This is a genomic window from Streptococcus devriesei DSM 19639, assembly GCF_000423725.1.
Lineage (GTDB): Bacteria > Bacillota > Bacilli > Lactobacillales > Streptococcaceae > Streptococcus > Streptococcus devriesei.
Window position 1 is genome coordinate 1 of record NZ_AUIN01000005.1, and the last position, 24,943, is coordinate 24,943.

Consider the following 24,943-nt stretch of genomic DNA (forward strand, 5'->3'; position numbering starts at 1 on the left):
GGATATTTGAAGCTAACTTAGTTAGCTTTATTATCACTCTCAAAAGGTCTCCCAGACCTTTTGAGCTAATAAACTGTGCGGAGGTGGGATAGAAATTATCCAGTGGATGATTTCTACCTGAGCCTTAAAATAGGAGAGCGAGGAAAATCGAAATCGCCATTTCATGACGATTTACCGATTTTTGTCCCACTCTCTTTTTTTACAAAGAAAACTTATGATGAATTATTTGAGAAACCACAAACAAAACCTTATTTTTTATTCTATCAGTTTTGTACTGCCTGCTTTTATCATGTTCACTGTCCTATTTTCAAAAAACATTTATTGGGGCAGCGACACAACCCTTTTAGCCAGTGACGGCTTTCATCAATACGTCATTTTTGATACACTCATTCGCAATATCCTCCATGGAACAGACAGCTTATTTTATTCTTTTAAAGGCGGGCTAGGCTTCAATGTCTTCGCCCTTATGAGTTATTATTTGGGTAGTTTTCTGACGCCTTTCACTTATTTTTTTGATGTGCGAAACATGGCAGATGCCTTTTACCTCTTTACTTTAATTAAATTCGGCCTGATTGGCCTGTCTGCTTTTTACAGTCTTGATCAGCTCTACCCCAAATTAAAAAAACACCTGACTCTGCTGCTGTCAGCATCCTATGCCCTTATGAGTTTTACCACCAGTCAGCTGGAGTTAAACAATTGGCTGGACATCTTTATTTTGCTGCCTCTTATTTTACTGGGTTTAAATCATTTAATCAGCAAAAAAGGGACATCACTTTATTTTCTGACCCTAAGCTGTCTATTCATTCAGAATTATTTCTTTGGGTTTATGACGGCTATTTTTCTGCTGCTATGGTTTTTCGTTCAGGCATCATGGGATTTCAAAGAAAGACTGAAACGATTTGCTGATTTTGCTTTAGTTTCCATTCTTTCGGCAGCTGCCAGCGCTTTTATGCTTCTTCCAACCCTGCTTGATCTGAGCAGTCACGGAGAAAAAACAGCTGAACATTTTAACCTTTTGTCTTCAGATATAGGCTACTTTGATCTCTTCGCAAAAACCATTATCGGCAGTTACGACACAACAAAATACGGATCCATTCCAACATTTTACATTGGATTATTTCCCTTAATTTTAGCTCTTACCTTCTTTTTTGTTAAAACCATTAAAGGTCAGGTTAAGCTGGCCTATCTGTTTCTTATTGTTTTAGTTATTGCCAGTTTTATTTTTCAGCCTCTCGATCTTTTTTGGCAGGGCATGCATTCTCCCAACATGTTTCTTCACCGCTATTCTTGGATTTTATCAACTATCATATTGATAATGGCAGCTGAAACCCTGTCTGGAATAGAGTATTTGTCTGTTAAATCCTTTCTTCCTGCCTTTGCTCTGTTGGGTATCGGATTTACAGGTGTCTTCTTTTTTAGGGAAAGTTATGATTTTTTAACACCGACACATTTCATACTAACAGGGCTCTTTCTAGTCGGATATGGTGTGATTCTCTTCAGTTATTTCAATAAAGGCGCTTTTCAAAAGCTGATGATTGCCTTTACACTTATCTTTACAATTTTAGAACTGTCTTTTAACAGCTTTTTCCAAATTGAGGGAATTGAAAATGATTGGAACTTTCCTTCCAGAAATGTTTACGAAGATAATGGCAAAGAAGTTGACAGTTATGTCAAGTTAGCTAATCAAGAAACACCTGATTTTTTCCGCCTGGAAAAACTGATCCACCAAACCTTAAATGACGGCATGAAATTCAACTATAACAGCATCTCGCAATTTTCATCCGTTAAAAATACTCTGTCTGCCCAATTATTAAACGCTTTAGGTTACTATTCCCAAGGCAACCATGCTTTCATCAGCTACCATAACAATACGATTTTAATGGACAGCCTTTTCTCAGTTGCCTATAATATCAGCACGCAAGATCCCCATAAATTCGGATTTTATCTTAGAAAAAGCGGCAGCCATTTCAATCTCTACAAAAATTCTTATCACCTGCCTTTGGCACTTATGTCAAAGGGTATTTACAATGATGTCAATCTAAATTCTGATCCGCTTACCAATCAAGAAAAAATTGTCAAGGAATTGACAGGAGTAAAAGACAGTTTCTTTACAGAAGTTCCTATTATCTCAGCTAAAAACAGCCAAGTTCTAAACGGCCGCGCCGCCGTTACTGATCTTAAAGGCAGTCAAGCAAAAGTTTACTATAGTGTAAAGGCCCCTGCCAACAGCCAGCTTTACATTAATCTTCCCAATATCAGCTTTAGCAATGAAGAAGAAAAAAGCATTTTATTGACAGTTAAAAACAGAAAAACGCAGCAAATTGCTGACAACAGCTATGATTTATTCAACTTAGGCCATTATCAGAAAGAGCAGCTTTTAAGCTTCAAATTTAATTTTCCTGATAACAAAACCGTCAGTTATGATTTACCGCATGTTTACGCCTTAAATTTAACAGCCTACCAAAAAGCAATGGATCAGTTAAAAAGTTCGGCAATTAAGGTTTCAACTCAAAAAAATCGCATCTTTACTTCTTACACAGCTAAAAAGAAAAGTTCTCTGATTTATACCCTGCCTTATGACAAAGGGTGGTCAGCAGTACAAGACGGAGAAAAAGTGGACATTAAAAAAGCCCAGGGCGGCTTTATGAAAATCAATGTTAAAAAAGGCAGAGGTAAAATTACCATGACGTTCATCCCTCAAGGCCTGCATCAAGGCATTCTGATTTCCTCCTTTGGCATCTTTCTCTTCATACTTTATCGACTTTATTACCAAAAATCCATTAGAAAAGACAACAAGTCTTCAACAAAAACAAACTAAAAAGGAGCATATAAACTGCTCCCTTTTTTAGTTAATAGGATTGCTGACTTGTTGATACCTAGCCATACGGCAGAAGATTCTGCCAAAGGTTATAAATTGAGCCAAAATTGTGCAATAAAAAATCCTGCAATTATTACAGGATTAGTGTCTTATCACTCCGGCAGTAGGACTCGAACCTACGACATCATGATTAACAGTCATGCGCTACTACCAACTGAGCTATGCCGGAATTAATAGTCCGTACGGGATTCGAACCCGTGTTACCGCCGTGAAAAGGCGGTGTCTTAACCCCTTGACCAACGGACCATAACACTCTTATTATTATAACAAATATCTTTTATTTGTCTAGCTTTTTTTCAAAAAAATTTATGAGAATGTTTCTTCTTTGCTGCTAAAAAAAGACGCAGAGCAAGCTAACAAGTCTTCTGTCTGTAAAGATTGACAGCAGCCCACAAATTTTGGTAAAATAATGAGGTTATAAGGTCTCATAGCTCAGCTGGATAGAGCATTCGCCTTCTAAGCGAACGGTCGCAGGTTCGAATCCTGCTGGGATCAAATCAGGACTGGCACTTGCCCAGTCCTTTTCTTATTATCTTTGTTTAATGTCGGCGTCTGAAGGCAGAATCACATGTCTTTAAGGCTTCCTTCTTCTCTTTCGATATTTAAAAAATACACCAGCGCTAACATGGGTAAAAGTAAAATATAAAGACTGCTTTCAGTCAGGTAGCGGCACATAACGGTAGACAGCAGAACACCGGCCATAAAGGTCACAATAACTGTAATGATATAAATAGATTGTTTTAGAATCTGCTCATTTTTTTCCACACTCCCCTTGAGAAAAAGGTAGGCAGCATTTTTTATATTGCCTGTCATCATGGTATTAGTGTAAGTGTAACCTCTGACCCGCTTAAACGTTGCCAGCTGAATGGAAGCGAAAAAGGCCAAGCCTGCAATTGTGAAAATAGAAGGCAAAAGAGGACTTAAAACGGCTATAACGGCCAGCAAAATCAGCAGTACATAAGTGCTGAATTTATGCCATCTCACATTTTTAGGCGTCACCCATCTTCTAAGAAAATAATAAAAAAACTGCCCTAAAATAAAGAAAACAATGGGAATCAAAAAACTAAAGGCCTCTTTTAAATGTCCTTCTGCGAGATTAATTGTCATATACAGCAGATTTCCTGTCTGCATGCTGGCAAAGCGTCCTTCTTGAGTGATAAAGGTATAAGCATCAATAAAGCCGCTGATAAAAGTAAGAAGCACTGCCACTCTTAATCCCTCAAAATTTCGATAATCCTTTGCCATACGTTCTCCTTTGTTTCACGTGAAACTTTTATAGATATTTACTAGCTTCACGAATAGATAGACGATTCATTTGTTCTTCATGTGTTTCAATAAAATGTTGAACCCAAGCGGGATTTATTTTTGAATACTCTCGTAAAGACCAGCCAATAGCTTTGTTAATAAAAAATTCTTTATCAAATGTTGAACCAGATAAATTATTTTCAATCATTTGTGCTAAAAGGTGATGATCTGTTTTTTCTTTAAAAACTAATTGATGATCAATCGCTAAACGCCTCAACCAAAAATTGTCTGCTAAAGACCATTTTAACATCACTTCTTTAGCTTGAGGATAGTTCTGCACAATATTGCCAGCTACAGCATCAAGATTATCAACTGAATCCCACCAAGATTTATTAATAACTAATTTTTCTATTTTTTCTAAATCAGTCAAGGTCAATTTAGGGCTTACTTTTTTTAATAATAAGTAATCACAAGCAAGATATTGACATTCACGTTGTTCTTCTTGCCACATTTTAAAAACAAAATCCCAATCCACTGTATTTTCTAAAGCTTTTTCTTTAAGAAATTCTTTGGAAAGTTGACGTCGTAAGGGCGTTGAAATGCCATAAAATTGAAAATGATTCTTTTGATATTTGGCCATTTTTGCAGCATTTTCTAAATCTGAATGTTGTTTAAAAAGATTGATAACTTCTGAATAATCCATTTCTCTTCCTATTTATGATAAGGACTTCCTTCCTGAATCATAAAAGCCCTGTAAATCTGCTCTGTTAATACCAAGCGCATCAGCTGATGAGGCAGGGTCATGAGTCCAAAACTAATGAGCAAGTCAGCACGCTTTTTTATTTCCTGAGACAGTCCCAGGCTTCCCCCGATAATAAAGGTAAGGTTAGAGTAGCCTTTTAATGCTGCATCAGATAAGATTTTACTAAAGGCTTCAGATGAGAAATGTTTGCCCTCAATGGCCAAAGCAATGACAAAATCTCGATGAGAAATTTTAGATATAATCCGTCGACCTTCTTTTTCAAGAATCTGCTGATTCTGCGCTTGACTGGCCTTGTCCGGTGTTTTTTCATCCGGCAGCTCGATTATTTCAAACTTAGTAAAACGGCTCAAACGCTTGCTGTATTCAGCAATGCCGTCTTTTAGATACTTTTCTTTTAATTTACCGACTGTTATTAATGTGACTTTCATACTTTCTATTATAGCACCTTTTTCAGCAGACTTATCCACAGTTTTTCCAAGAAACTGCTTTTCTAAAAAACACTTATTTGCAAATATCAGTCAACATTTTCAGAAAGTTTTCCACAACTTGTGGATTCTTTCTTTTTTTATGGTTTTAAGGTATAATTAAGTCAAATTTCTTAGACTGTTTCAGACTAATTATGGAAAATTCGGAGGTTCGAAAAGTGAATAATACAAAACCCCATACCTTCTTAAGATGGTTCGTCCCTTTTCTGCTTATTTTTTTAAGCTTTATTTTAGGGATTATCTCAACAGCAGTCTTTTACTGGGTATCCGGCAATAAGCCTATTTCTGATAGCGGAAAAACAACCGTCAGCAATGTCGTCTATAACACCAAATCTGACACTACCGAAGCCGTCAAAGATGTTAAGAATGCTATTGTTTCGGTCATCAATTACCAGAAAATAGACAGCAGCTACTACAATAATTACGGCGACTCACAAGACGAAAATCAATCAGAAGATGGTTTAAATGTCTATGGTGAAGGATCCGGGGTTATCTATAAAAAAGACGGTGACAGCGCCTATCTGGTAACCAACAATCACGTGGTAAAAGATGCAGAAAAGCTGGAAATCATGCTGGCTAACGGGAAAAAAGTCGTCGGAAAATTAGTCGGATCTGATACCTACTCTGACTTAGCCGTTGTAAAAATCTCTTCTAAAGAAGTCAGCACTGTGGCGAAATTCGCTAATTCAGATAAGATCAAGGTTGGCGAACCGGCTATTGCTATCGGCAGTCCTCTGGGAAGCGATTATGCCAATTCGGTAACTGAGGGCATCGTCTCCAGTCTCAGCCGCACGGTAACCACACAAAATGAAAACGGTGAAACTATCTCAACCAATGCTATCCAAACCGATGCTGCCATCAATCCTGGTAATTCCGGCGGAGCTTTAGTCAATATCAAAGGTCAGGTCATCGGTATCAGTTCAAGCAAAATCGCATCATCCAGCAGTGATTCAAGAAGCGGTGTCGCTGTTGAAGGTATGGGCTTTGCTATTCCATCAAACGATGTCGTTTCCATTATTAACCAATTAGAAGAAAATGGTGAGGTTATCAGACCAGCTCTTGGTATTTCAATGGCTAATCTGAGCGAAGCATCCACCAGCGGCAGAGAGTCCTTAAAACTTCCAAGTAACATTACCAGCGGTATCGTTGTTCTTTCAACGCAAAATGGTATGCCGGCTGACGGTAAGCTTAAAAAATATGATGTCATTACAGAAATCGATGGCAAAAAAGTGGCTTCCATCAGCGATCTTCAAAGCATTCTTTACAAGCATAAAAAAGGTGATATCATTAAGATTACCTTCTACCGCGGTAAAGATAAGAAGACGGTTGATATTCAGTTAACAAAAACAAGTCAGGATTTAAATAATTAATTGTGCAAAACCAGCGAACAGCAGATGCTGTTAAAACACATTGTTGAAGCTGGTGATTAAGCACCTCACTTAAACTCTGTCTTCTCAAACACCTATTATTAAAGTAAATTTTCAGCTGTATCAGGGAAGGATAAAAAACTGTTTCTTTTGAACTCTAGCACATTTTGTCCTTTCCTTTTTCATGGAGTAATTATGCCTGAAGAATTAAAATACCTTGATCCCAAAGATATTAATCCCAATCCCTATCAGCCCAGGCTCCACTTTAAGACCAAAGAATTGGAAGAGCTGGCCCAGTCCATCAAAGAAAACGGCTTGATTCAGCCTATCATAGTCAGAAAATCAGATATTTTCGGTTATGATTTGATTGCAGGGGAGCGGCGGCTAAAAGCCGTTAAACTGGCTGGTTTGGATAAAATTCCTGTCCTTGTCAAAAATGTTTCAGATAAGGACAGCATGAAGCAGGCGATTATTGAAAATTTACAGCGTTCCGATCTCAATCCGATCGAAGAAGCCAAAGCCTATCAAAATCTTATCATCAAGAGTCACATGACTCATGACGATATTGCAAAAACAATCGGAAAATCCCGGCCCTATATTACCAACAGCATCAGACTTTTAAATCTTCCGTCTGACATCAAACAAGCTCTGGAAAAGGGATTAATTTCTCAAGGACACGCGCGCCTGCTGCTAAGCGTCGAAAAGCCGGAGCTGCAGGATAGCTGGTTTCATGAAATTCTTGATGAGCAGCTCAGTGTCCGTCAGCTTGAAAAAGCTTTGAAAAATGCCCCCAAAAAAGAAAAAAAGAAAAAACTGTCAAAAGATATTTTCATTTCAGAAAAGGAAAAAGAAGTCAGTCAGCTTCTGGGTCTGCCTGTTTCTATTTCCTACAATAAAAAGCACCAAGGACAGCTGAAAATTTCCTTCACTTCTGAAGAAGAATTCAACAGAATAATGAACAGGCTCCATTAGCTTGTTCATTTTCATTTTTTCCTATCGCTTTTTTCCACAACTAAAAATAGTTCAGATAGCTGAATTAACAGTTTTCATGTCTTTATCCACAAGTTGTGGATAACTTTTGTCCACAATGTGGATTTTTCGTTTGTGGCTGTGGAAAACATTCGTTTTTTATGGTAAAATTTTCTTATTACAAATCTTGATAGGAGCACACTATGACAAAAAATGAAGAAATTTTTTGGAATAGGGTCTTAGAACTTGCACAAAGTCAATTAAAACAAGCGACGTTTGATTTTTTCGTTTCAGATGCTAAACTGCAGAAAGTTGAAGGAAGCACAGCCACCATTGTGCTTGACGATATGAAAAAGTTATTCTGGGAAAAGAATCTGCAGCCTGTTGTGCTGACAGCCGGTTTTGAAGTTTTCAACACCGAAATCTCCATTGACTATGTTTCTGAGGAGCAAGAGCTGCAGTCGGAAACTCATTCCTCAGCTGCCATGTCTGAACCCTCAGCTCAGCCTCTGCCAATTGTGCAAAACGATCTTAATCCAAAATACAGTTTTGACAATTTTGTAATTGGCGATGAAAACCGCTGGGCCTTTACGGCTTCCGTTTCTGTAGCAGATCTTCCGGGAACCACCTATAATCCTCTTTTTATTTACGGAGGACCCGGTTTAGGTAAGACCCACCTGCTAAATGCCATTGGCAATGCTGTCTTGGCTAATAATCCTAAGGCCCGAATCAAGTATATCTCTGCTGAAAACTTCATCAATGAATTTGTTGTCCACATCAGGCTGCAAAATATGGATGAACTTAAGCAAAAATTTCGGAACTTAGATTTGCTGCTGATTGATGATATCCAATCCTTGGCCAAGAAAAGTTTAGCCGCTACGCAGGAAGAATTTTTCAACACCTTTAATGCTCTTCATGACAATAATAAACAGATTGTTCTAACCAGCGACCGAACACCGGATGATCTTAATGACTTGGAGCAGCGCTTGGTCACGCGCTTTAAATGGGGGCTGACGGTTAACATCACACCGCCTGATTTTGAAACACGTGTAGCTATCTTAAACAATAAAATTCAAGAATACAATTACAGTTTCCAATCAGAAACAATTGAATATCTGGCAGGACAGTTTGACTCCAATGTTCGGGATTTGGAAGGAGCTTTAAAAGATATCAGTCTGGTGGCCAATTACAGAAATCTTGATGTGATCACCGTTGAAGTCGCAGCAGAGGCAATCAGAGCCAGAAAGCAAGACAGCAGTCCTAAGATGATTGTCATTCCTATCGAAGAAATTCAAAAACAGGTAGGAAAATTTTACGGCGTAACAGTCAAAGAAATTAAATCAACTAAACGGACACAAAACATTGTTCTGGCACGTCAGGTTGGGATGTATTTGGCACGTGAAATGACTGACAACAGCCTTCCAAAAATCGGAAAAGAATTTGGCGGACGGGACCATTCTACAGTGCTGCATGCCTACAACAAAATAAAAAACATGCTGGCTCAGGATGACAGTCTAAAAATTGAATTAGAGACCATCAAAAATAAAATAAAATAGGCTTTGTGCATAAGTCTCGCAAAAGCAACTTTTTATCCACAGCTTGTGAACAACTCTTAAGCCAGACAGCACCTGAAATTCTGATACTTATCCGCACTATACACAAGACCTACTACTACCACTAACTTAATACTTATAAAATAAAGGAGTATTCCATGATAAAATTTTCAATCAATAAAACATTTTTCCTGCAAGCTTTAAATGCTACCAAACGAGCTATTAGTTCTAAAAATGCTATTCCTATTCTTTCCAGTTTAAAAATCGAAGTTCATTCTCAATCAATCGTTTTAACCGGTTCGAACGGTCAGATTTCTATTGAAAATACAATCTCAGTTGATGATGAAAACGCCGGACTGTTAATAACTTCTCCGGGGTCAATCCTGCTTGAAGCCAATTTCTTTATTAACATCGTTTCAAGTCTGCCAGACATTACTTTAGACTTTGAAGAAATTGAACAGCATCAGGTTGTTTTAAACAGTGGTAAATCAGAAATTACTCTTAAAGGAAAAGATGTTGAACAGTATCCGCGCCTGCAGGAAGTTATCACCAACAATCCTTTGATTTTGGAAACAAAACTGTTGAAAACAATTATCTCAGAAACAGCATTTGCTGCCAGCACCCAAGAGAGCCGTCCGATTTTGACAGGTGTTCACTTGGTTTTAACAAATCACAAAGAATTTAAAGCTGTGGCTACAGACTCTCACCGCATGAGTCAGCGTAAACTGATCTTGGAAAATTCAACAGATGATTTTGACGTTGTCATCCCCAGCCGTTCGTTACGTGAATTTGCAGCGGTTTTCGCAGAAGATGTGGAATCTGTAGAAGTCTTCTTCTCCAGCAGCCAAATTCTCTTTAGAAGTGAAACCATCAGCTTTTACACGCGTCTTCTGGAAGGCAATTATCCAGATACCGATCGCCTCTTAGCCAATAATTTCGAAACTGAGGTTGTGTTCAATACAAACTCTCTGCGCTATGCTATGGAACGGGCTCATCTCATTTCCAATGCAACTCAAAATGGCACAGTCAAATTAGAAATTACCAACAGCCAAGTAACTGCCCATGTTAACTCTCCTGAAGTTGGTAAGGTTAATGAAGAATTGGATACTGAAAAGATCTCCGGCAGCGATTTGACAATCAGTTTCAATCCAACTTATCTGATTGAAGCACTTAAAGCTCTTAAGAGTGAAACCGTAACGATTCGCTTCATTTCACCTATCCGTCCCTTCACCTTGACACCAGGCGACGACAGTGAAAATTTCATTCAGCTGATTACACCTGTACGTACCAATTAAAATAGCGCCCAGAGCGTTATTTTTTTGCAATATGATATAATAAATTTATGCTTTATATTCTCGTAAATCCCCATGCAGGAGATAAAAGCGGCTTAAAAAAAGCAGAAAGAATCAGAGAGTGTTATCCACAGCTTAAGGCAGAAATTTATCTGACACGGTGTGCTGATGATGAGACTAACCAGCTGACGAAAATCCTTCATTGTTACCAATCTGATCAAGATCAGCTGCTAATTATTGGCGGAGATGGCACCCTGTCAAAGGTTCTCTTTGCTTTGCCCAAAGAAATTCCTTTTGCTTATTTAGCTTCCGGCTCGGGAAATGATTTTAGCCGCAGCTTGCCAGCGCGTCTGGAAACAGTTATGGAGGCGCTGCTGAAGCGAAGACTGCAAACAATTTCTGTCTTTCAGTCAGCTAACTATTTGATTTTAAACAGCTTGGGTCTTGGCTTTGATGCGCGTGTTATTTCTTACTCCGAAAAATCATCGTTGAAAAAGCGGTTAAACCAGCTTTGTTTGGGAAAATTGACTTATTTATTGTTTGGTATACGTTCTGCTTTCAGTCGTGAAAGTGTCTCTTTAACACTTACAGATGCTGAGGGCCGCTCCCAAAAACTGTCTGATTTGTTCTTGTTTGTTTTGGCCAATACGGCTTATTTTGGAGGCGGCATTATGATCTGGCCGGAAGCCTCTCTTAAAACGAAACAGCTTGAATTGGTCTATTTGGAGAAGGGGACAGTGTTTCAAAATATCCAAGGGCTGCTAACTTTGCTCATGAAAAAACATGAGAAAAATCCCCGTTTAAAACATGAATCCTTTACTGAATTAACAGTAGACTGCTCTGAGCCGACGGCTGCCCAGATTGATGGTGAGCTGACTGAAATTTCCAGTGAGACTTTCACCTGCCAGCAAAGGAAAATATATCTTTGAAAGGAAAATTGACATGTACGATTTAGGAAGTTTTGTTGAAATGAAAAAACCTCATGCCTGCACGATTAAATCCACAGGCAAAAAGGCTAACTGCTGGGAAATCCTGCGTCTGGGAGCAGATATTAAGATTCGCTGCACCAATTGTGACCATGTTGTCATGATGAGCCGTCATGATTTTGAACGTAAGATGAAAAAAGTTCTGCAGCCGAAAAAAGCATAATGTAATCCATATTTTTTTGATGAAGCCTTGTCATCAGACAGGTTTTTTCTGTTATTTTCTGCTATAATAGTAACGATTGAAATTTTTGAACGGAGACTAATTGAAATGGCCTTAACAGCAGGTATTGTTGGTTTGCCTAATGTCGGCAAATCAACCCTTTTTAATGCAATTACAAAAGCGGGAGCGGAGGCTGCCAACTATCCTTTTGCAACTATTGATCCCAATGTTGGTATGGTTGAAGTACCGGATGCACGTTTACAAAAGTTGACAGAGCTGATCAAGCCTAAAAAAACAGTTCCAACAACCTTTGAATTTACTGATATTGCAGGGATTGTCAAAGGCGCTTCGAAAGGAGAGGGCTTGGGCAATAAATTCTTAGCTAATATTCGTGAAGTAGATGCCATTGTTCATGTTGTCCGGGCTTTTGATGATGAAAATGTCATGCGGGAACAAGGACGCGAGTCAGCTTTTGTTGATCCCATTGCAGACATTGAAACGATTAATCTGGAATTGATTATGGCTGATTTAGAATCGGTTAATAAGCGTTATGCGCGTGTTGAAAAGATTGCAAGAACACAAAAAGATAAAGATTCTGTGGCTGAATTTGCAGTTCTTCAAAAAATCAAACCAGTTCTTGAGGACGGAAAATCAGCCAGAACCATTGATTTTACAGAAGATGAGCAAAAGATTGTCAAGGGTTTGTTTTTACTGACAACAAAACCGGTGCTTTATGTGGCCAATGTTGATGAAGACAAAGTGGCTAATCCTGATGATATCGAGTACGTTAAGCAAATTCGTGATTTCGCTGCTACTGAAAATGCAGAAGTTGTTGTTATTTCAGCGCGTGCTGAAGAAGAAATTTCAGAACTTGATGATGAGGACAAGCAAGAGTTCCTTGAAGCCATGGGCTTGGAAGAGTCAGGTATTGATAAATTGACACGGGCTGCTTATCATCTATTGGGACTTGGAACCTATTTTACTGCCGGAGAAAAAGAAGTGCGTGCCTGGACTTTCAAGCGCGGCATTAAGGCACCTCAGGCAGCAGGAATTATCCACTCTGACTTTGAAAAGGGCTTTATCCGTGCCGTAACGATGTCTTATGATGATTTAATTCACTATGGATCTGAAAAGGCTGTTAAGGAAGCCGGCCGCCTGCGTGAAGAAGGAAAAGATTACCTTGTTCAGGATGGCGACATCATGGAATTTCGTTTTAATGTTTAAAAGTACTGAGAAGACGTACAAAAATCGCGTATACCTAAAAAGGGGTGGGAAATTTTCCCAACTCCCTTTTGGTCTTTGAAAGGAAAAAATGACAAAATTAATTGTTGGATTAGGCAATCCCGGAAGTAAATACAAAGATACTAAACATAATGTTGGTTTTATGGCAGTTGACACTATTGTCAACTCTTTGAATATTCAGTTTACAGAAAACAAGGTCTTCAAAGCAGAAGAAACCAGCACGTTTATTGATGGTGAGAAGATTTATTTTATCAAGCCAACAACTTTTATGAATGCCAGCGGACTGGCTGTCAGAACCTTTTTAGCTTATTATAATCTAGCTCCGGATGATCTGATTGTTATTTACGATGATCTGGATATGGAAGTAGGGAAAATCCGCTTTCGGCAAAAGGGCTCTGCTGGGGGTCATAATGGTATTAAAAGTATTATTAAGGAGCTTGGGACACAGGAATTTGATCGTGTTAAGATTGGAATTGGCCGTCCTAAGACAGGTATGACTGTCATTCAGCATGTTCTTGGAAAGTTTGATAAAGATGACCGCATAACCATTTTAAAGACACTTGACAAGGTTGACGAGGCTGTAAAGTATTATTTACAAACCAAAGATTTCAATATGACAATGCAAAAATTCAATGGATAAAATGAACATAATAGATTTATTTAAACAAAATACTAATATCAAAAAGTGGACTGAACTGTTATCTGATTCCAGCAGACAATTACTAATGGGGCTGTCTAATACCAGCAAGGCTCTAGCAATAGCCGCTGCTGACAGCAGTCAAAAGGGTAAACTATTGGTTGTTACTTCAACTCAAAATGAAGCTGAAAAATTAGCAGATGATTTGTCAGCTCTCATTGGTGATGAAAAAGTCTATCGCTTTTTTGCTGATGATGCACCGGCAGCTGAATTTATTTTTGCTTCACAGGACAAAACAAATTCTCGTGTAAAGAGCCTGAATTTTCTTTTGGATCAGCAAAAAGGAGGCATTCTGGTTACCAGTATTGCAGGAACCAGAATTTTATTGCCCAATCCCAAAAACTATCAAGCAGCCAGATTAAAACTAACTGTTGGCGAAGAATATGACCTTGACAATCTTGTAAAGCAGCTGTCAAACATTGGCTATGAAAGGGTGTCTCAGGTTTATAATCCGGGAGAGTTCAGCAAAAGGGGAGATATTTTAGATGTCTACGAAGTTGAGCAGGAGTTTCCCTACCGCCTAGAATTTTTTGGTGATGAAATAGATGGTATTCGTACTTTTGATGTTGACAGCCAGAAATCGCTTGCTAACATTGATTCTTTCACTTTGACACCGTCTGATGATATTGTACTTACTGAAAGTGACTTTGAGCATGCTTGTCGTCAGTTGGAAAAAGTTCCCATTACTGCCAGTGAGAATTTGAAATCTTATTTGAAAGAAGTTTTAGCAGTTACCAAAGATCGTCATCGGCATCAGGATATTAGAAAATTTTTGTCCTTTTTCTACCAAAAAGAATGGACGCTGCTGGATTACCTTCCTCAGCAAACGCCAATATTCTTTGATGATTTTCAAAAGATTCTAGATCGTAACAGCCGTTTTGATTTAGATGCGGCTGCTCTTTTGACAGAAGATTTACAAAACAGTAAAGCAGTGTCAAGTCTGTCTTATTTCGCTGATACTTACAGATATTTGCGGCAATACCAACCGGCTACCTTCTTTTCAAGTTTTCACAAGGGATTGGGAAATCTAAGGTTTGACGCTGTTTACAATTTTACACAGTATCCTATGCAGGAATTCTTTAATCAGTTTCCTTTATTAGTCAGTGAAATTGAGCGTTATCAGAAATCGGGCGCAACAGTTCTTCTGCAGACAGATTCACAGCTTAGTCAAGAACGTTTACAAGAAACTTTACAAGAGTATCATTTAACCTTACCAATTAGTAAACCTGATGAGCTCCTTGAAAATCAAGCACAGCTGGTTATCGGAAATCTGTCTAGCGGTTTTTATTTTGCTGATGAAAAAATTGCTCTTATCACTGAGCGCGAGATTTTTCATAAAAAGGTTAAGCGAAAAATTCGCCGAACTGCTGTCAGCAATGCAGAGCGCCTGAAAGATTACAATGAGCTGGAAAAAGGGGATTATGTTGTCCACAATGTCCATGGGATTGGCCGTTTCTTAGGTATTGAGACCATTGAGGTGTCAGGTGTTCACCGGGATTATTTAACCATCCAATATCAAAATTCTGATCGTATTTCTATTCCGGTCGAACAAATAGAAATGCTTTCCAAATATGTCGCCAGTGATGGAAAAGAACCAAAGATTAACAAACTGAATGACGGCCGCTTTCAGAGAGCTAAACAAAAGGTATCACGGCAGGTTGAAGATATTGCTGATGACCTTTTGAAACTGTACGCTGAACGCAGTCAGCTAAAAGGGTTTGCTTTTTCTCCGGATGATGACAGTCAAGAAGCCTTTGATAATCACTTTTCCTACATTGAGACGGAAGATCAGCTAAGATCTATTCAGGAAGTCAAGAAAGACATGGAAAAAGAGCAGCCCATGGATCGCCTGCTCGTCGGTGATGTTGGCTTCGGGAAAACAGAAGTTGCCATGCGGGCAGCTTTTAAAGCCGTCAATGATGGCAAGCAGGTAGCAGTTTTAGTGCCAACAACAGTTCTGGCACAGCAGCATTACAATAATTTCAAAGAGCGTTTTGAAAATTTTCCGGTTATTATTGATGTCATGAGCCGCTTTAAAACAAAAGCAGAACAGCAGGAAACGCTGAGAAAATTGGCAAAAGGTCAGATTGATATTATCATCGGTACCCATCGGCTGCTTTCTAAAGATGTTATCTTTAAAGATTTAGGTTTTCTTGTCATTGATGAAGAGCAGCGGTTCGGGGTTAAGCACAAGGAAACGCTGAAAAAACTCAAAACAAAGATTGATGTTTTAACCTTGACAGCTACACCAATTCCGCGAACCCTGCACATGTCTATGCTGGGCATACGCGATTTATCAGTGATTGAAACACCGCCGACTAACCGCTATCCCGTGCAGACCTACGTTATGGAGAATAATCAGGGAGTCATTCGTGAGGCGATTATCCGTGAAATCGATCGCGGCGGTCAGGTTTTCTATGTTTACAATAAGGTTGACACGATTGACAGGAAAGTCTCAGAGCTTCAGGAGCTAGTTCCAGAAGCCAGCATTGGTTTTGTTCATGGACAAATGAGTGAAATTCAGCTTGAAAATACCTTGATGGATTTTATCAACGGTGACTATGATATTTTAGTGACAACGACGATCATTGAGACGGGTGTTGATATTTCAAATGTTAATACACTTTTTATTGAAAATGCAGATCATATGGGACTGTCAACGCTATATCAGCTTCGGGGTCGTGTTGGCCGAAGCAGCCGTATCGCCTATGCCTATCTGATGTACCATCCTGATAAAATATTAACCGAGGTTTCAGAAAAACGTTTGGAAGCCATCAAAGGATTTACAGAGCTTGGCTCAGGCTTTAAAATTGCCATGCGGGATTTATCTATCCGCGGCGCCGGGAATCTTTTAGGTTCCTCACAGAGCGGCTTTATTGACTCTGTTGGTTTTGAAATGTATTCACAGCTCTTAGAAGAAGCGATTGCGACTAAATTAGGAAAAATACAGACACGTTCCAAAGGCAATGCTGAAATTAATCTGCAAATAGATGCCTACCTGCCGGACAGTTATATTACCGATGAACGGCAAAAAATAGAAATTTATAAGAGAATCCGCGAAATCGACAGCCGTGACGATTACCAAGAACTTCAAGAGGAATTAATTGACCGCTTTGGCGACTATCCGGATCAGGTCGCTTATCTGCTGGAAATCGGCCTTGTCAAGTCCTATATGGATAAAGCATTTGTAGCGTTGGTAGAGAAGAAAAATGGCAGTATCCATATTGTCTTTGAAAAAGCATCTCAGAAATTTTACTTGACCCAAGACTATTTTGAAGCTCTGTCCAAGACCAATCTCAAAGCGCAAATCAGTGAAGAACAAGGAAAGATTAAGATTATTTTTAATGTAAAAGCAAAGAAAGATTACGAAATTTTAGAAGAGCTGCTTCAATTTGGAGCTGGCTTAGATGAGATTAAAATGAGAAAAGCTGATCATTAATGACGTCAGTAGCTTTTCTCTCCTGTCTTTAATAGAAAATATAGGTATGAAGCCAGGCTCTTCCTATCTTTTTAAAAAGAAAAATGATAGAATAAAAAAATAGACTTGAGGTGATTAAGTGAGATTAGATAAGTATTTGAAAGTGTCCCGCATTATCAAACGCCGTCCGATAGCTAAGGAAGTGGCTGATAAGGGACGGATTAAAGTGAACGGCATTTTGGCCAAAAGTTCAACAGATTTAAAAATTAACGATACTATTGAAATACGCTTTGGCAACAAATTGCTGACAGTCCGTGTTTTAGAGATGAAAGACAGCACCAAAAAAGACGATGCTGCCAATATGTATGAAATCATAAGTGAGTCGAGGATTGAACCAGATGGAGAAACCTAACATTGTTCAGCTTAATAACAAATACATTAATGATGAAAACAGCAGGAAACGTTATGAAGAAGAAGAGATGAGGCGGCGCCATCGCTTCATCGGCTGGATTTTAGTCTTTATCATTTTGCTGTTTATTTTACCGGCTTACAATCTTGTTGCCAGTTATATGAATTTGCAGGAGAAAAAAGAGCAGATTGTTAAACTGCAAAAGCAGCAAAAGCAGCTGAACGCCAAGACAGACGCCGAACAAAAATTTGCCCGGCGTCTGAAAGATGACAGTTATGTTGAAAAGTATGCACGCGCTAAATATTATTACTCCATTGATGGCGAAAATATTTACCCTGCACCAAGTTTATTACCGAAATGATGGAACATTTAATTGAAACAGTTGAAAAATTTTTAGCTTATTCTGATGATAAACTGGAAGAATTGGCTCAAAAAAATCAGGCTTTGCGAGAAGAGCCGTCTAACAAAATTAAGGTTCAAAATAAAGTAGGAGGAGCAAAATGAAAAAACTATTAGCCGTCATGTTAATGTTTGTTTTTTCTGCTCCTATTTTGGCGATCAGTACGGAAAAAGAACCTGCGGAATTTTTTGACCGCATTCCGACAAATCCCAATACTTATCATGAAATTTCCAGTTTTCCAAAAGCCAATTTGACAGGAAAAACTCAAAAAATTAAGCCGGATTCTGACTTGAAAATCAAAGCCCTGATTACAGAACATGTCAAGACACCGGTCTTTAAATTATCAGATGGCCGCTATATAAAGGCCAGCCATGACAATATTTATGCCGATATTGTTCTGCGGCAGGATTATTTTGCCAGAAATTATTGGCTTAAAAAAACATTTACCATTTATCAGAAGCCTTATGTGGCAGGCGTAAAAAAAGTCAAGACAAAACTTACAGGCTATACCAAAGTACACGTCTCCCAAAAAGCTGTTACCAGCCATGGAACATATTTGAAAGCTGACGGTCAAGGCTGGATTAATGAAAAAGATTTAGATCTGGCTGATAATCGTATAGAAAAAGTTCAGGCTCTGCTGAATCAAAAATATAATAAACCTAACTACTCTATCTACGTTAAGCAGCTGGATACGCAAAAAACAGCTGGAATAAACGAAGATAAAGCAATGTACTCTGCCAGTGTTACAAAACTCCCCATTTTATATTTTGTTGAAAAACAACTCAAAGACGGCAAAGTAAAATTAACGGATAAACTGACCTATACCGAACAAGTCAATCACTTTAAGGGGGCTTATAAAACCGAAGGCAGCGGTAAAATGCCTAAAAAAGCTGACAATAAGGCCTACACTGTAGAAGCTTTATTAAAAGCGGTGACTCAGCATTCAGACAATGTTGCCAGCAATATTTTAGGTTATTACATTGCTCATAAATATGATAGGACTTATCAGGAAACAATTCAAAAAGCAGCTGACGCCCAGTGGAGCATGGACGCTCGAAAGGTTTCATCAAGGACAGCAGCAAATGTCATGGAAGCTCTTTATAATCAGCGCGGCTCAGCCTTAAATTACTTAAAAACAACTGAGTTTGACAGCAATCGTATTTCTCGTGATATTGCTGTTCCTGTTGCCCATAAGATCGGGGATGCCTATGACTATAAACATGATGTAGCTGTCATTTATGCCGGCGAACCCTTTGTTTTATCTATTTTTACAGATAAAGCATCCTATAATAATATCTCAGCAATTGCTGATGATGTATATGGTATCTTAAAATGACCTATGACAAAATTTTTAAATATATTGAGCAAAAAAAGTTTTTTGACAAGCATGACAAGGTTTTAATAGCTGTATCAGGTGGAGTAGATTCTATGAATCTGCTGCACTTTTTGCATGCCTATCAAAAGCAGTTCAATATAGAAATAGCCATAGCACATGTGAATCATAAGCAGCGGATGCAGTCCGATGAGGAAGAAGCCTACCTTAAAAATTGGGCCGAGAAAAACCAGCTGCCTTTTTACGGTGGTACTTATAAAGGAAAGTTTTCCGAAAAAAAAGCGCGTGATTTTCGTTATGCGTTTTTTAAAAAGGTTATGCTTAGAGATGGCTATACAGGGCTTGTAACGGCTCACCATGCTGATGATCAGGCTGAGACCGTTTTTTTACGTTTATTAAGGGGATCGCGTCTGCGTTATTTAAGCGGGATCAAGGAAGTGCAGCCTTTTGCCTGCGGTCAGCTGATTCGCCCTTTTTTAAGGTTTCCTAAACAAGATTTACCCGATATTTTTCACTTTGACGACAGCTCAAATCAGGAAGACCGCTATTTAAGGAACAGAATCAGAAACACTTACCTGCCCACTTTAAAGCAGGAAAATCCTCAGCTGGCTCGGCATTTAATTGATTTGGGTGCAGAAACAGAGAAGCTTTTTCAGGCTTTTGCTGATCTAAGCAAGCAATTAGATGTTCAGGACTGTCAGGTTTTTCAAAACCAAAGTGAGCCTGTTCAGTATTTTCTGTTACAGGAGTATTTGGAACAATTTCCTGACTTAAGTATAAGCAAGGCACAGTTTAACAACCTGCTGCATATTCTTAGAACAAAAAGCAGCTATCATCATTACTTAAAAAACGGTTACTATCTGAAAAAAGACGATAAAAGGTTTGAAATTAGCAAAATAGGTCTTAAGACTGATGGAGATAGAGAGGAAAGAGTGCTAGAATATGGCGGTATGGTCAAATATGGTCAGTACACTTTTTCTTTTCAAAAAGAGTCAGATTCTAAGGAAGGATTTCCTTTAAAGAATGACTCGCCTATTTTAATCAGAAAACGCAAACCCGGGGATAAAATTCAGCTGGGATCTTATTCTAAAAAATTGCGGCGCCTGTTCATTGATGAAAAAATCCCTCTTGCTAAACGCTCAGAAGCAGTTATTGCTGAGCAAGACGGCGAAATTATTTTAATTCTTTTTGATGATGTTACTTATTTGAGAAAAGATTTTAAAGATGGTATAATGAAAGGCAGACTGTATATTCAAAATAGAAATTGGTGAGAGATGCTCGAACAAGATATTAAAAAGATCCTCTATTCTGAAGAGGAAATTATCCTTAAAACCAAAGAGTTAGGTGCTCAGCTAACCAAAGACTATGCAGGAAAAAATCCTCTTTTAGTCGGTGTTTTAAAGGGTTCTGTTCCCTTTATGGCTGAGTTGATGAAACATATTGATACCAATATTGAAATTGATTTCATGGTTGTATCAAGCTATCATGGCGGCACTACCAGCAGCGGTGAAGTTAAGATATTAAAAGATGTTGATACCAATATTGAAGGCCGTGATGTCATCTTTATTGAAGATATTATTGATACCGGTCGCACTTTAAAATACCTGCGTGACATGTTCAAGTATCGTCAGGCAAATTCTGTTAAAATAGCAACATTGTTTGACAAGCCGGAAGGCCGTGTCGTTGACATTGATGCTGACTATGTCTGCTACGATGTTCCCAATGAATTTATCGTTGGTTTTGGTTTGGATTACGCTGAAAACTATCGTAATCTTCCTTATGTGGGCGTCTTGAAAGAAGAAGTTTATTCAAAATAAGAAAAAGGTTGTTAATTAATACATGAAAAATAATCGAAATAATGGATTTGTGAAAAACTCCTTTGTTTACATTATACTGATTTTGGCTATTGTAACGGGTTTTCAGTATTTTTTTAGAGGAACAGGTTCACAGAGCGAAAAAATCAGTTACACGACCCTTGTTAAGCGTGTCAAATCAGGCGATATAAAATCAATTACCTATCAGCCCAGCGGCAGTATTGTTCAAGTAACAGGTGAGTATGAAAAGGCTAAAGCAATAAAAGCGAACAGTGACTTAGCCTTCTTTAACGGCAGCACTACAAAGGTTAAGAAATTTACGTCAATTGTTTTGCCTAACAGTGCTTCTATTGAAAAAATTGAAAAATTAGCAGAAGGTCACGGAACAAAAATTTCTGTTAAACAAGAGAGCTCAAGCGGTGCTTGGATTTCTTTCTTAATAAGCTTCCTGCCAATTATCATTATGATTTTCTTCTTCACGATGATGATGAATCAAAGCGGAGGCGGCGCTCGCGGTGCCATGAGTTTTGGTAAGAACAAAGCTCGTTCATCTTCTAAGAGTGATGTCAAGGTGCGTTTTTCAGATGTCGCCGGAGCAGAGGAAGAAAAGCAAGAACTGATCGAAGTTGTTGATTTCTTAAAGGAACCAAAACGTTATAAAGCCTTGGGAGCCCGTATTCCGGCAGGTGTTCTTCTTGAAGGCCCTCCGGGAACCGGTAAAACTCTCCTTGCCAAAGCTGTTGCCGGTGAAGCCGGTGTTCCTTTCTTCAGTATTTCAGGTTCGGACTTTGTTGAAATGTTTGTCGGTGTCGGTGCCAGCCGTGTTCGCTCCCTCTTTGAGGATGCTAAAAAGGCTGAGCGTGCTATCATCTTTATTGATGAAATTGATGCTGTCGGACGTCGTCGCGGAGCTGGAATGGGCGGCGGAAACGATGAGCGTGAACAAACCCTCAACCAACTGCTGATTGAGATGGATGGTTTTGAAGGAAACGAAAACATCATCGTTATTGCTGCAACCAACCGCAGCGATGTTCTGGATCCCGCCCTTCTGCGTCCCGGACGTTTTGACCGCAAGGTTCTTGTCGGCCGGCCAGATGTCAAGGGCCGTGAAGCTATCCTTCGTGTTCATTCCAAAAACAAACCTCTGGCTAAGGATGTTGACCTAAAGGTTATTGCCCAGCAAACACCGGGATTTGTCGGCGCAGACTTAGAAAATGTTTTAAATGAGGCTGCTCTTGTTGCAGCACGCCGCAATAAGAAAACGATCGATGCCAGTGATATTGATGAAGCAGAAGATCGCGTTATTGCCGGTCCTTCTAAGAAGGACAAAACTATTTCTGAACATGAGCGACAGATGGTTGCTTACCATGAAGCCGGACATACGATTGTAGGACTGGTTTTATCAAATGCGCGTGTTGTGCATAAAGTTACAATTGTTCCGCGCGGCCGCGCCGGCGGTTACATGATTGCGCTGCCGAAGGAAGATCAAAATCTCCTATCTAAAGATGACTTGAAAGAACAGCTGGCTGGACTTATGGGAGGCCGTGTTGCTGAGGAAATTATCTTTAATGCCCAAACAACTGGTGCTTCCAACGACTTTGAGCAGGCAACACAATTAGCTCGTGCCATGGTAACAGAATATGGTATGAGTGAAAAACTCGGTCCTGTTCAATATGAAGGCAACCATTCAATGATGCCGGGTCAGTTTGCGCCTGAAAAGACCTATTCAGCTCAGACAGCCCTTCTTATTGATGAAGAAGTTCGTGATCTCCTTAATGAAGCTCGCAATAAAGCAGCTGATATCATTAATGGCAATCGCGAAACACATAAATTGATTGCTGAAGCCTTGCTTAAGTACGAAACACTTGATGCAGCACAAATCAAGTCTATTTACGAAACAGGTAAGATTCCTGAGAAATCAGAAGATGATTCAGAAGAAGCTCATGCCCTTTCTTATGATGAAATCAAAGAAAAAATGACTGAAGACAAGGCTGATTAATATTTAAAAAATTCCTATTACTATTTAATAGGAATTTTTTTATCCGTTTAAATTTACAAGGACCGCCTACTATGATAAACTAATATGGTTGTTAAAACGATTAGGAGAAATGATGACTATTTTCAGAAAGAAAAATACAAAGTTAGACAAGACAGAAATGAAGCGCCATCTCAAAGTAGTGGACTTGATTTTCCTTGGTTTAGGGTCAATGGTAGGAACAGGAATCTTTACGGTTACTGGTATTGGTGCTGCGAAATACGCAGGACCGGCTTTGGTTATTTCAATTATTATTGCAGCAGTAGCGGTTGGCATTTCGGCTCTTTTTTATGCAGAATTCGCCTCAAGAATTCCGGCAAACGGAGGAGCATACAGTTATTTGTATGCTACTTTAGGGGAATTTCCTGCTTGGCTGGCCGGCTGGTATATCATCATGGAATTTCTGACTGCAGTATCCAGTGTTGCTTCTGGTTGGGGAAGTTACCTCAAAGGGTTGCTATTGAGCTATGAGATAAAGCTACCGGCAGCTTTAAACGGTACTTTTAATCCCAGCAAGGGCAATTATATTGATTTACTGCCGGTTTTAGTAGTTCTTTTGGTTACGGGAATCGTTCTTTTGAATTCTAAAATTGCTCTGCGCTTTAACAGCAGTCTTGTTGTTATGAAGTTTTCAGCTTTGGCACTCTTTATCATTGTAGGAATCTTTCACCTTAAACCTGAAAATTGGTCTAACTTTTCTCCCTTTGGCTTTGGTCAAATTTACGGCGGCCAGACAGGAATAATGGCCGGTGCTTCTCTGATGTTTTTTGCCTTTTTAGGATTTGAATCTATTTCAATGGCTGTCGATGAAGTCCATGAACCGCAAAAAACAATTCCTAAGGGCATCATAGTTTCCTTAACTATTGTAACTATTCTCTATGCCGGTGTTACTTTGGTACTGACAGGAATTGTTCACTATTCTAAATTAAATGTAGCGGATGCAGTTGCTTTTGCACTTCGCCAGACAGGTTTAAATTGGGCAGCTGACTACATCTCCATTATTGCTATTTTAACACTGATAACCGTTTGTATCTCAATGACCTATGCTTTGGCAAGGACGGTTTACAGCATCAGCCGTGATGGTCTGCTCCCTCAAAAACTCAGTGTTGTTACTAAACACAGTAAAGTTCCTAAGAATGCAACTCTTCTGGTCGGATTTGCTTCTATGATTTGTGCCGGAGTATTTCCTCTCTCCAGTATTGCAGAGTTTTTAAATATTTGTACACTCGCCTACCTTATTATGCTGGCAGTTGCTATCATTAAACTAAGAAAAGACCAAGGGGAGCCTAAGGATGGAGAGTTTAAAACTCCCTTTATCCCAGTTTTGCCGGTCATTTCAATAATTATATGTTTGGCGCTGATGAGTCAATATATGACAATCACTTGGATTGCGTTTGCTGTCAGCACAGTAATCGGTGTTTTAATTTACTTCGCTTATGGGTATAAGCATTCAACTATTTCAGTAGATTGACAGAGGACATTTTGGAAAAAATCCAAAATGTTTTTTCTTTTACTTAAATAATAATGCCATGCAAAAAAGTTGAAAAAAGGAGTTGACAAAGGGGGGAAGAGCTGATAGAATATAGTAGTTGCCTCGCAAGAGGTGAAGCCCTTTGAAAACTGAACAAGACGAACCAAGTGCGGGTTACGGAAGTAACCTGTCAAGAACAATAAGTCAGCGATGACACAAAGTGAGTTAAGCGCTCAAACTTAAGGATAACTGAGAGTTTGATCCTGGCTCAGGACGAACGCTGGCGGCGTGCCTAATACATGCAAGTGGAACGCAGTTGATTCACCGGAGCTTGCTCCATCGAATTAACTGAGTCGCGAACGGGTGAGTAACGCGTAGGTAACCTGTCTTTTAGCGGGGGATAACTATTGGAAACGATAGCTAATA

At 39.0% G+C, this 24,943-nt stretch carries 21 protein-coding genes, 3 tRNA genes and 1 rRNA gene; 20 read left to right on the top strand and 5 right to left on the bottom strand.

The window, feature by feature from the left end; translation table 11 throughout:
• Positions 1–214 precede the first annotated feature (214 nt).
• Entirely contained in the window at positions 215–2,818 is a 2,604-nt protein-coding gene (locus tag G573_RS0101155; protein WP_027975012.1) for a YfhO family protein, read from the top strand.
• Between the two features lie 155 nt (positions 2,819–2,973).
• On the opposite strand, the gene G573_RS0101160 is transcribed toward G573_RS0101155, so the two are convergent.
• Positions 2,974–3,047 (bottom strand) — tRNA-Asn (locus G573_RS0101160).
• A 5-nt stretch (positions 3,048–3,052) separates the two neighbouring features.
• Positions 3,053–3,124: transfer RNA gene (locus G573_RS0101165), tRNA-Glu, on the bottom strand.
• 175 nt (positions 3,125–3,299) lie between these two features.
• Between G573_RS0101165 and G573_RS0101170 the strand changes: the two genes are divergently transcribed.
• Positions 3,300–3,373 (top strand) — tRNA-Arg (locus tag G573_RS0101170).
• A 69-nt stretch (positions 3,374–3,442) separates the two neighbouring features.
• On the opposite strand, the gene G573_RS0101175 is transcribed toward G573_RS0101170, so the two are convergent.
• From G573_RS0101175 to rlmH, 3 genes are read right to left on the bottom strand one after another with little or no spacing between them, the layout of a single operon-like run.
• The gene (locus tag G573_RS0101175) at positions 3,443–4,123 is read right to left on the bottom strand and encodes a YoaK family protein (RefSeq protein ID WP_027975013.1); all 681 of its coding nucleotides are present in this window, start codon (positions 4,121–4,123) and stop codon (positions 3,443–3,445) included.
• A 28-nt stretch (positions 4,124–4,151) separates the two neighbouring features.
• Complete coding sequence (locus G573_RS0101180) at positions 4,152–4,826, bottom strand: DNA alkylation repair protein (protein WP_027975014.1); 675 nt, start codon at positions 4,824–4,826, stop codon at positions 4,152–4,154.
• A gap of 8 nt (positions 4,827–4,834) precedes the next feature.
• Entirely contained in the window at positions 4,835–5,314 is a 480-nt protein-coding gene (gene rlmH, locus G573_RS0101185; protein WP_027975015.1) for a 23S rRNA (pseudouridine(1915)-N(3))-methyltransferase RlmH, read from the bottom strand.
• 215 nt (positions 5,315–5,529) lie between these two features.
• Here rlmH and G573_RS0101190 point away from each other — a divergent pair, with 215 nt between their 5' ends.
• From G573_RS0101190 to G573_RS0101275, 18 genes are all read left to right on the top strand, one after another.
• Positions 5,530–6,741, top strand: coding sequence for a S1C family serine protease (locus G573_RS0101190; protein WP_027975016.1), 1,212 nt, complete (start codon positions 5,530–5,532; stop codon positions 6,739–6,741).
• Between the two features lie 192 nt (positions 6,742–6,933).
• Positions 6,934–7,710: a ParB/RepB/Spo0J family partition protein gene (locus G573_RS0101195; RefSeq protein WP_037586667.1), complete on the top strand. Its 777-nt coding sequence runs from the start codon at positions 6,934–6,936 to the stop codon at positions 7,708–7,710.
• Between the two features lie 200 nt (positions 7,711–7,910).
• Complete coding sequence (gene dnaA / locus G573_RS0101200; RefSeq protein WP_027975018.1) at positions 7,911–9,263, top strand: chromosomal replication initiator protein DnaA; 1,353 nt, start codon at positions 7,911–7,913, stop codon at positions 9,261–9,263.
• Between the two features lie 155 nt (positions 9,264–9,418).
• Positions 9,419–10,555, top strand: a complete 1,137-nt coding sequence (gene dnaN / locus G573_RS0101205; RefSeq protein ID WP_027975019.1) for a DNA polymerase III subunit beta — start codon at positions 9,419–9,421, stop codon at positions 10,553–10,555.
• A 47-nt stretch (positions 10,556–10,602) separates the two neighbouring features.
• On the top strand, positions 10,603–11,481 hold the full coding sequence (locus tag G573_RS0101210) for a diacylglycerol/lipid kinase family protein (RefSeq protein ID WP_027975020.1): 879 nt from the start codon (positions 10,603–10,605) through the stop codon (positions 11,479–11,481).
• 13 nt (positions 11,482–11,494) lie between these two features.
• Entirely contained in the window at positions 11,495–11,701 is a 207-nt protein-coding gene (locus G573_RS0101215; protein ID WP_027975021.1) for a DUF951 domain-containing protein, read from the top strand.
• Between the two features lie 105 nt (positions 11,702–11,806).
• Entirely contained in the window at positions 11,807–12,922 is a 1,116-nt protein-coding gene (gene ychF / locus G573_RS0101220) for a redox-regulated ATPase YchF (RefSeq protein WP_027975022.1), read from the top strand.
• 88 nt (positions 12,923–13,010) lie between these two features.
• A complete protein-coding gene (pth, locus tag G573_RS0101225) occupies positions 13,011–13,580 on the top strand; it encodes an aminoacyl-tRNA hydrolase (protein ID WP_027975023.1) in 570 nt (189 codons plus the stop codon).
• Complete coding sequence (gene mfd / locus G573_RS0101230; protein WP_027975024.1) at positions 13,573–17,076, top strand: transcription-repair coupling factor; 3,504 nt, start codon at positions 13,573–13,575, stop codon at positions 17,074–17,076. Before pth ends, mfd begins: the two co-directional genes overlap by 8 nt.
• A 118-nt stretch (positions 17,077–17,194) precedes the next feature.
• The gene (locus tag G573_RS0101235) at positions 17,195–17,467 is read left to right on the top strand and encodes an RNA-binding S4 domain-containing protein (RefSeq protein WP_027975025.1); all 273 of its coding nucleotides are present in this window, start codon (positions 17,195–17,197) and stop codon (positions 17,465–17,467) included.
• Positions 17,454–17,825, top strand: coding sequence for an FtsB family cell division protein (locus tag G573_RS0101240; RefSeq protein WP_027975026.1), 372 nt, complete (start codon positions 17,454–17,456; stop codon positions 17,823–17,825). The genes G573_RS0101235 and G573_RS0101240 overlap by 14 nt, the downstream gene beginning before the upstream one ends.
• Positions 17,825–17,968, top strand: coding sequence for an SP_0009 family protein (locus tag G573_RS0101245; protein WP_027975027.1), 144 nt, complete (start codon positions 17,825–17,827; stop codon positions 17,966–17,968). Before G573_RS0101240 ends, G573_RS0101245 begins: the two co-directional genes overlap by 1 nt.
• The gene (locus G573_RS0101250; protein WP_027975028.1) at positions 17,965–19,200 is read left to right on the top strand and encodes a serine hydrolase; all 1,236 of its coding nucleotides are present in this window, start codon (positions 17,965–17,967) and stop codon (positions 19,198–19,200) included. The genes G573_RS0101245 and G573_RS0101250 overlap by 4 nt, the downstream gene beginning before the upstream one ends.
• Positions 19,197–20,468 (top strand): tRNA lysidine(34) synthetase TilS, encoded by a 1,272-nt coding sequence (gene tilS / locus G573_RS0101255; protein WP_027975029.1) that lies wholly within the window; start codon positions 19,197–19,199, stop codon positions 20,466–20,468. The genes G573_RS0101250 and tilS overlap by 4 nt, the downstream gene beginning before the upstream one ends.
• Positions 20,469–20,471: 3 nt before the next feature.
• Positions 20,472–21,014 carry a hypoxanthine phosphoribosyltransferase gene (hpt, locus tag G573_RS0101260; protein WP_027975030.1) on the top strand — a complete coding sequence of 181 codons (543 nt, stop codon included), beginning with the start codon at positions 20,472–20,474 and terminating at the stop codon, positions 21,012–21,014.
• A 22-nt stretch (positions 21,015–21,036) separates the two neighbouring features.
• A complete protein-coding gene (ftsH, locus tag G573_RS0101265) occupies positions 21,037–23,010 on the top strand; it encodes an ATP-dependent zinc metalloprotease FtsH (protein ID WP_027975031.1) in 1,974 nt (657 codons plus the stop codon).
• 109 nt (positions 23,011–23,119) lie between these two features.
• Positions 23,120–24,517: an amino acid permease gene (locus tag G573_RS0101270; protein ID WP_027975032.1), complete on the top strand. Its 1,398-nt coding sequence runs from the start codon at positions 23,120–23,122 to the stop codon at positions 24,515–24,517.
• 245 nt (positions 24,518–24,762) lie between these two features.
• Positions 24,763–24,943: ribosomal RNA gene (locus G573_RS0101275) — 16S ribosomal RNA — on the top strand; the annotation flags it as partial.

Bases quoted from the DNA above. Each gene is read 5' to 3' on its own strand.
- tilS (WP_027975029.1), top strand. From the start codon at position 19,197: ATGACCTATGACAAAATTTTTAAATATATTGAGCAAAAAAAGTTTTTT.
- G573_RS0101215 (WP_027975021.1), top strand. From the start codon at position 11,495: ATGTACGATTTAGGAAGTTTTGTTGAAATGAAAAAACCTCATGCCTGC.
- ychF (WP_027975022.1), top strand. From the start codon at position 11,807: ATGGCCTTAACAGCAGGTATTGTTGGTTTGCCTAATGTCGGCAAATCA.
- mfd (WP_027975024.1), top strand. From the start codon at position 13,573: ATGGATAAAATGAACATAATAGATTTATTTAAACAAAATACTAATATC.
- G573_RS0101270 (WP_027975032.1), top strand. From the start codon at position 23,120: ATGATGACTATTTTCAGAAAGAAAAATACAAAGTTAGACAAGACAGAA.
- G573_RS0101250 (WP_027975028.1), top strand. From the start codon at position 17,965: ATGAAAAAACTATTAGCCGTCATGTTAATGTTTGTTTTTTCTGCTCCT.
- G573_RS0101240 (WP_027975026.1), top strand. From the start codon at position 17,454: ATGGAGAAACCTAACATTGTTCAGCTTAATAACAAATACATTAATGAT.
- dnaN (WP_027975019.1), top strand. From the start codon at position 9,419: ATGATAAAATTTTCAATCAATAAAACATTTTTCCTGCAAGCTTTAAAT.
- rlmH (WP_027975015.1), bottom strand. From the start codon at position 5,314: ATGAAAGTCACATTAATAACAGTCGGTAAATTAAAAGAAAAGTATCTA.
- G573_RS0101195 (WP_037586667.1), top strand. From the start codon at position 6,934: ATGCCTGAAGAATTAAAATACCTTGATCCCAAAGATATTAATCCCAAT.
- hpt (WP_027975030.1), top strand. From the start codon at position 20,472: ATGCTCGAACAAGATATTAAAAAGATCCTCTATTCTGAAGAGGAAATT.
- G573_RS0101210 (WP_027975020.1), top strand. From the start codon at position 10,603: ATGCTTTATATTCTCGTAAATCCCCATGCAGGAGATAAAAGCGGCTTA.
- pth (WP_027975023.1), top strand. From the start codon at position 13,011: ATGACAAAATTAATTGTTGGATTAGGCAATCCCGGAAGTAAATACAAA.
- G573_RS0101180 (WP_027975014.1), bottom strand. From the start codon at position 4,826: ATGGATTATTCAGAAGTTATCAATCTTTTTAAACAACATTCAGATTTA.
- ftsH (WP_027975031.1), top strand. From the start codon at position 21,037: ATGAAAAATAATCGAAATAATGGATTTGTGAAAAACTCCTTTGTTTAC.
- dnaA (WP_027975018.1), top strand. From the start codon at position 7,911: ATGACAAAAAATGAAGAAATTTTTTGGAATAGGGTCTTAGAACTTGCA.
- G573_RS0101175 (WP_027975013.1), bottom strand. From the start codon at position 4,123: ATGGCAAAGGATTATCGAAATTTTGAGGGATTAAGAGTGGCAGTGCTT.
- G573_RS0101245 (WP_027975027.1), top strand. From the start codon at position 17,825: ATGGAACATTTAATTGAAACAGTTGAAAAATTTTTAGCTTATTCTGAT.
- G573_RS0101155 (WP_027975012.1), top strand. From the start codon at position 215: ATGATGAATTATTTGAGAAACCACAAACAAAACCTTATTTTTTATTCT.